The organism is uncultured Zhongshania sp., assembly GCF_963975605.1.
Taxonomy (GTDB): domain Bacteria; phylum Pseudomonadota; class Gammaproteobacteria; order Pseudomonadales; family Spongiibacteraceae; genus Spongiibacter; species Spongiibacter aquimaris.
Genome location: NZ_CAXBHN010000043.1, coordinates 1 through 7,257, shown reverse-complemented (window position 1 = coordinate 7,257; position 7,257 = coordinate 1). Strand labels below are relative to the sequence as shown.

Sequence of the window (7,257 nt, the reverse complement as noted above, 5' to 3'; positions counted from 1 at the left end):
TACTTCAAACGTCAGACGCCGGACGTCCGACGCTAAGGGCATTCGCTGTCGCTCATTTGGATCCCCGATCGGGGTCGGGGATGACGTGGTAGTAAAAGGTCGGGGATGACGTAGTAGTGAAAGGTTGAGGATGACGTAGTACTTAAAGGTCGGGTGCGCCGTTATCCTCAGCCAGTCAAACCTTCATCCGCAATACTGCCAAGCCGCCTCCTCAACGACCCACCACGGCCATCCTCAACGACCCACAACGTCATCCTCAACTCGATTGAGGATCCAGTCGCTTTGGAATTTGTAGCACGCCTAACTGGGCGGCACGTACTTCAAACGTCAGGCGCCGGACGTCCGACGCTAAGGGCATTCGCTGTCGCTCCTCTGGATCCCCGATCGGGGTCGGGGATGACGTAGATTGGTGTTGTCATCCTCAACTCGATTGAGGATCCAGTCGCTTTGGAATTTGTAACACGCCTAACTGGGCGGCGCGTACTTCAAGCGTCAGGCGCCGGACGTCCGACGCTAAGGGCATTCGCTGTTGCTCATTTGGATCCCCGATCGGGGTCGGGGATGACGTAGTATGGTGTTGTCATCCTCAACTCGATTGAGGATCTATGTCTCTTACGCTTTGCCTTACGTCGCTCTTTGGTCATCTGAATAAGCGTATAGTCTCATCCAGTCGCCTCGAGCTATACATCGAGAGCTTTTGTGCCGGCCTAAAATTATTTCTTAAAAAATTGATTAAATATTTGCTTGGCGGCTTCGCCTTTTTCGCCACCCATTTTTTTATCTATGAGTTCTTTGGCTTTCTCATCAATTTTATCCTTTGCCTTTTCTTTGGCGATATCTTCTATCACCCTAAAGTCTGGCAGGCAGCTGGTGGCGCCGACTTTATCAAAGGCAGCCCTGCAGCGAATAGGGATGTCGCGGTTTAGTAATTTGTCATTATTAATTTTACAGGCCATGGCATTTTGGTCGGCCTGTGCTAAACGGGTATTGATGACAACGTCGAAGGTGTCTTCGTTTAAGTCTATTTTACCGTTGCCGCTCAGCGCCAATTTGGTTACGCCAGAATTTAATTTTTCGATTCTGGCGATGCCGTCTTTAATCACGATTTTTGTAACGGTATCGTTGAGGTCGCTGTATAAAGGCCAATTTGTGGGGTCGAAGGTTTCCTGTTGGAATTTCGCAACTAGCTGACAAAATGCCTTTTCGATATTCATATTGCTGAGGCGCAATTTTTGCGCACTGAGCTCGATATTACCGTCTAGGTGCTTCTTTAAACTCGCGACGCTGTTGCCGCTGGTCGTCAAATTAAAGGTCACATCGCTTATGCCAGAAAGCTCGTCAATCGCGGCGGCGTCCTTCAGTACTTTACCCAGTGGTAATTGGGTGCTGTTGCCGCGCATCAACATTCTGGCTGCCGTAGGGCGGGTATCGAGCTGGGCATCCAGTTTAAAGGGGCTGTCATACACCAGTCCGCTAAGAGGGCTAACGGCGGTAACGCCGTCTTTGGCGATGACGTGTAAAAGAATATTTTTAAATGGCAGATTGTTTGCCCTTAGTTCGGCTATCTGTAATTTCGCATCAACATTGAGTTTATTGAGCATCTCTCTTGGTAAGGGAATCTCGGTGTCTGCTGCCGGGCCGCTCGCTGCCGCAGGTTTTTCTGTTTTCTCTGCTTTTGCCTCTTCTGGCGGTGCCGGCGGCAGGTAGTTGTCTACGTTTATTTTGTCGATATTTAGTGCCAGTTTTACGGCCTGATTTTTATCGAGATCGACACTCGCATTGCCTTTGATCGTGCTCTCATCAAGGGTGGCTTGCAGCTCAGATATCACGATACGTTTATCGTTACCGTTCAGTGAAATTGTTGTGCCGACTTTGTTGAGCGCACTTGGCTCTGCCATGACCGGCAATTCAATGCCCAAGCTGTTGGCGATTTTTTTAACATTGGTGTTGGCGAGGGTGAGTTTGGCTTGGTAGTCCAGTGGGCTGATAGTTGCTTTTACATCGCCGCTGAGGTCAATGGTTTCACCGCCAATACTGGTTCTTAATGCGAGTTTTTGCGCTTTTATCGCGTTCAACTTGGCGTCGATACTGAGCAGGGTCGACAGGCTCAGATCGGTTTCAATTGGCTTTTGGCTGGCGTTGCCGTAACGCAGTTTGCCGTTAATCGCCAACTCACTGGCTTCGCCGCCGGGAATAACGCTGCCTTTAAAGTTAAGCGCGCTAATCTCAATATTGCTGCCGTCCGTGGCGGCGTAACTCAGGCTGGTATCGGATATGTCTAGCGTCGGTAGCGACCAAACCACGCCGTCGGCGATATTAACATCGGCATCAAGGCGTAATTCTGTACTGGCCGAAGCAGTGCCTAGTTCGTTTTTGTGATCAAGGCTAAGTGCTAAATCGCCGTCTTTGATAATGAAATGGTTGATGTCTTGGTTCACGGTGATAGTAGACGTGAGTTTGAGCTTTGCGTTCAGTGTTTGGGTTTCGTCTTCAAACTTCACATCGCTCTCTAAGCTCAAGGGAAATGCAGTGTTATTCAGTTGGATGTTTTCGCCGTTTAGCGACAGTGCCGACAACTCGACGTATTGGCCGGTTTGCTTATCGTTATAGATTACGTGGCTATTACTTAAACTGAGTTTGGCAATGGCGAGCTCCAGGGCTTTGCTGCCGCCTTCGTCTTTTGCTTCGGGCTTTTGCGCTTTGTCGTCAGATGCTTTGCCGATTTTGGTCCAGTTGCCCACGCCTTGTTCGTCAACGACCAAATTGGCCTTAACGCCGTCGAGTCCTATGCCCTGTACGACAATGTCTTTGTTCAGCAAGGGTATAAGCGCGACGGACAGCTGCGCGGTGTCGAAACTCATTAGCTCGACCTTGTCCGACGTAGCGAGGCTGGCCCCATTGATAACGATTTGAATATTGGGGAAGACCTGCCAAGACAAGTCGCCATCTAAGTGGAGAATAAGGCCCTGCTCGGCGGCCAGCTTCTCAATGTCGTCTTTAAAAATATTCGGGTCGATCCAAAATGCCAGTGAGGCTGCGGCAAGCACCGCAATTAAAACGACACTGACAAGGGCGATGATAAGATATTTGATGGCGCGTCCCATGGTGTTCTCCACGTAATTAAATGGCATTCCATTAATTGGCGTATGGTTGTAAGGGCGATAGGTGTGTAAAAGCTTACTTACATGGTTTGACAGATTTACCGAACATAGTTCGTGTTGAACAATGAAACTTACTCTGCTGCCGCGCTACTAGCAAGAATCGGGTGGTAAGGAAGGGGAGTGCGGGGCACAATCTCGACCATTGAACGGTATGGTTTGCACAATATGAATGCAGCGCTAGAGCAACAAGAAAACTATCAGCGGGTCGCCCGCGCTATTCACTATTTAAACGAGCATCAGCAGGCGCAGCCAAGTCTGTCGGAGCTAGCGTCGTATATCGGTGTCAGTGAATTCCATTTGCAGCGTATTTTTAGTGAGTGGGCTGGGGTGTCTCCCAAGCAGTTTTTGCAGTTTCTCACCAAAGAAAATGCCAAGCGCCTATTGCGAGAAAGCTCGGTTCTAGATGCGGCATTAGCCTGTGGCTTGAGCGGCAGCGGTCGTCTCCACGATTTAATGATCAAAGCCGAGCGGGTTACCCCCGGCGAATATCGCAGCAGGGGGCAAGGCTTGCAGATTGTTTACGGCAGCTGTCCATCGCCCTTTGGCTATTGTTTTATCGCCGCTAATCATCGCGGCGTGTGTAAGTTGGCCTTCTTTGATAAACCTGACGGCGAGGCTGCCTTGCTTGCTGAGTTGCAAGACGAATGGGTGGCGGCGGAGCTGCAGCGTGATGACAGTCAGGTAGCTGCGATCTATCAGTCGATGTTTGCCGCAAAATCGGCAGGCAAACCGCTGACGGTATTGCTAAAAGGCACTGAGTTTCAGATGAAGGTCTGGGAGGCCCTGCTCGCCATTCCTCTTGGCGAAGTCTGTTCTTATCAGCAGCTGGCGGAATCCATGGGCATGCCGTCATCGACGCGAGCCGTGGCCTCGGCGATTGCGCGCAATAATATCGCCTACTTAATTCCCTGCCACCGCGTCATTCGCGGCAGTGGTGAATTTAGCCAATACCGTTGGGGAGGTGAGCGCAAGCAAGCCATGTTGCTGCATGAAAGTGTCGCTGGTATTTAAGGGCAAATTTTCGTAACGCGTAATTTTTGTGCGCATAAATTACGCATTTTTCTTGTTGTGCGGCTTGTTAGCTTCTAAACTTAGCGCTGTTAATTGTTGATCCCACCAGGACTACCTGCGCTATGTTATTGGAACCCTCAGCTTCATTTCCCGATATGCCCTTGACCTTGCCGCGCCTCATCGGCTGGGCTGCCCAGCAATTTGGCGACAAGGCGGCCATTCGTGAGTTGGGTGCAGAGATGTCCTACCGCCAATTGAACGATCTGCGCCGGCAGGCGGCAAAGTCATTTTGTGCGATTGGCGTAAATCATGGCGACCGCGTTGCGATCTGGGCGCCCAATATGGCGGAGTGGATTGTCGCGGCGGCGGGGCTGCAGTCGGTGGGCGCAATTTTGGTGCCCTTAAATACCCGTTTACGAGAAAACGAAGCGGCGGACATTTTGCACCGAGCCGGTGTTAAAGCGCTGCTGACCACATCAGAGTTTGAAGCCATCGCGCCCTTGGTCGATAAAGACTTAGCCAATTTAAGCCATCGGATTATGTTGCCAGCGGCGGGCGTGGCGCCAGCCGACGACCCTCGCAGCTGGGCGCATTTTCTCACCCTGGGTGAGCAAGTCGACGACGCAAAGTTTATTGCCGTAGAGCGGGCGGTGAATCCCCATGACAGCGCCGATATGCTGTTTACCTCTGGCACGACCGGTAAAGCCAAAGGCGTGTTGTGCAGTCACGAGCAAAATATTCGCGTATTCCAAACCTGGAGTGCCACGGTTGGCCTGCGCAGCGACGACAATTACTTAATTATCAATCCCTTCTTCCATTCCTTTGGCTACAAAGCCGGTTGGCTGGCAGCGATCATTTGCGGCGCGACTATTTTGCCAATGCCGAAATTCGACAAGCAATCGGTGATGGAAGTCATTCAGCGCGAAAAAGTCACCATGTTGCCCGGCGCGCCGTCTTTGTATGAAATGCTGTTAGCAGATGACACTCGCCACAACTACGATCTCTCCAGCCTGCGTTTGGGTGTGACGGGTGCGGCGTCGGTGCCGGTGCAGTTGGTCCGCGATATGCGCGACAAGCTGGGCTTTGAAACCGTGGTCACTGCCTATGGGCTTACCGAGTCCTGTGGCGTCGTCACGATCTGCCGCCCAGACGACGAAGCGGAAATTATTGCCTCCACCTCTGGCCGCGCCATCGACGGCGTAGAGCTGAAATGCGCAGACCCACAGACCGGCGTCGAAGTGGCGCGGGGCAGCGAAGGCGAGGTGTGGTTCCGCGGTTACAACGTGATGCAAGGCTACTTCGATATGCCGGAAGCCACCGCCGAGACGATCACCGCCGATGGCTGGTTAAAAACCGGTGATATTGGCGTGATGGACGAGGCGGGCTACCTCAAAATCACCGACCGTTTGAAAGACATGTACATCATGAACGGCGAAAACGTCTATCCCGCTGAAACTGAAAAAGCGCTCTACGCCATGAACGGCGTAGCGGGGGTGGCGGTTATTGGTGTGCCCAAAGCACCCCAGGGCGAAGTGGGTATGGCCTTTGTGGTGCGCAAGGCGGGTAGCGATATCGACGCCACCGCCGTGCGTGAGTTTTGCGCCGCGCAATTAGCGTCTTACAAAGTGCCTTTTTATGTGGAATTTATCGACGCGCTGCCGCTGAACGCCTCGGGCAAAGTCGTTAAACCTGAGTTGAAAGCCTTGGCAGCGCAAAAGCTAGCCTGATGCCTGCGCAAATTCGGAGTGTGATATGACAGAGTTTAGCGACGGCGAACACCTGCGACCGGCGTCATCCCAGCATATGGACGAGGTAGATCACCGCATTGTGGCGCATCTGCGTCGCGACGGTCGTATGCCCTACAAAACCCTGGCAAATGAATTAGGCCTGACCGAAGCCACCGTGCGCGCCAGAGTAAAGCGCCTGGAAGAGGGCGACAGTTTACGGGTAGTCGCGGTGACAGATTACGAAGCCGTTGGCTACACCATGATGCTGGCGGTGGGCATTCAGGTTGAAGGCCGCCCAGCCGACGTGGTGGCAGAAGATTTGGCCAAGTTCGACGAAGTGTTTTCGGTGTGCCAGGTTGTGGGCACCCTCGATATAGAAACCCTTGCCGTTGCCCGTGATCAAGAACATCTGTCAGAACTGCTGGTGCGCTTGGGAAGTGTGCCGGGGGTGCGCAAGCTAGAGCCGTCTATCGCCCTCGATGTGCTAAAAAATCAGTCTAACTGGGTGCCCTTTGGGTACGGTGTTTAGGGATAACGGGGATAGGAATTAGTACCGTGGCAAAAAAACAGTTAGATGATCAAGACCGTAAAATACTAGATGGCCTCGCCAAAGACGCGCGCATTAGTAATCGCAAAATTGCCGCGGACTTAGGCATTACCGAAGGCACCGTGCGCAGTCGCATCAAACGCATGGAAAACGAAGGTCAGGTGAGCATTACCGCCATGACCAATATCGCCCGCTTGCGCAATCCGACCCTCGCTTATATTTGGGTTGAGGTAGAGCGCAGCGCCCAGTGCGACGACGTGGCGCGAAAACTGGCCGAAGTGCCCGAGATCGGTTTTGTCGGCAAAATGCTGGGTCGTTTTGATATTCTCGCCATCACACTTGTACAAGACAATGCCGAACTTGCACGATTCTTACACAGCAAAATTACCGGCCTTGCGGGGGTGCGTCGCACCGAGTGTTCGCTGGGTGTTAATTTTGTTAAGCACGACTATCGCATGAGTCGTATTGTCGACGCGTAACTGCTATTCAAAAAATTATAATAATTACCGCAGGCAGCGATTTCATTTTATCCGCTGCCGGCGTCGCTCAAGGACGCCGACCACCGTTGTCCTGAACACTGCCAAGCCGTCATCCTCAATGCCCCCATCGTCACCTCAATCTGCCAGGCCGTCATCCTCAACGACCCACCGTCGTCATCCTCAACTCGATTGAGGATCCAGTCGTTTTGGGCATTGAACCACTCTGCCATATGCCGTGCTTACGTCGGACGCCGGACGCTAAGGGCATTCGCTGTCGCTTGTACAAACACCCACATGGGTTACAGATTTGCCCAGTCACATAGGTAACACAT

5 protein-coding genes are annotated in these 7,257 nt (G+C 52.3%); 4 read left to right on the top strand and 1 reads right to left on the bottom strand.

Annotated features, from left to right (window positions below):
* Positions 1-713: 713 nt before the first annotated feature.
* Complete coding sequence (locus AAC007_RS17360) at positions 714-3,104, bottom strand: AsmA family protein (protein ID WP_339678512.1); 2,391 nt, start codon at positions 3,102-3,104, stop codon at positions 714-716.
* A gap of 177 nt (positions 3,105-3,281) precedes the next feature.
* Here AAC007_RS17360 and AAC007_RS17355 point away from each other — a divergent pair, with 177 nt between their 5' ends.
* The 4 genes from AAC007_RS17355 (at position 3,282) to AAC007_RS17340 (ending at position 6,925) form a co-directional block, all read left to right on the top strand.
* The gene (locus AAC007_RS17355) at positions 3,282-4,172 is read left to right on the top strand and encodes a methylated-DNA--[protein]-cysteine S-methyltransferase (protein WP_339678510.1); all 891 of its coding nucleotides are present in this window, start codon (positions 3,282-3,284) and stop codon (positions 4,170-4,172) included.
* Between the two features lie 122 nt (positions 4,173-4,294).
* The gene (locus AAC007_RS17350) at positions 4,295-5,899 is read left to right on the top strand and encodes a FadD3 family acyl-CoA ligase (protein WP_339678508.1); all 1,605 of its coding nucleotides are present in this window, start codon (positions 4,295-4,297) and stop codon (positions 5,897-5,899) included.
* Between the two features lie 25 nt (positions 5,900-5,924).
* Entirely contained in the window at positions 5,925-6,428 is a 504-nt protein-coding gene (locus AAC007_RS17345) for an Lrp/AsnC family transcriptional regulator (protein ID WP_339678506.1), read from the top strand.
* A 26-nt stretch (positions 6,429-6,454) separates the two neighbouring features.
* On the top strand, positions 6,455-6,925 hold the full coding sequence (locus AAC007_RS17340; protein ID WP_295875770.1) for an Lrp/AsnC family transcriptional regulator: 471 nt from the start codon (positions 6,455-6,457) through the stop codon (positions 6,923-6,925).
* The last annotated feature ends 332 nt before the right edge of the window (positions 6,926-7,257 follow it).

Bases quoted from the DNA above. Each gene is read 5' to 3' on its own strand.
- AAC007_RS17350 (WP_339678508.1), top strand. From the start codon at position 4,295: ATGTTATTGGAACCCTCAGCTTCATTTCCCGATATGCCCTTGACCTTG.
- AAC007_RS17360 (WP_339678512.1), bottom strand. From the start codon at position 3,104: ATGGGACGCGCCATCAAATATCTTATCATCGCCCTTGTCAGTGTCGTT.
- AAC007_RS17345 (WP_339678506.1), top strand. From the start codon at position 5,925: ATGACAGAGTTTAGCGACGGCGAACACCTGCGACCGGCGTCATCCCAG.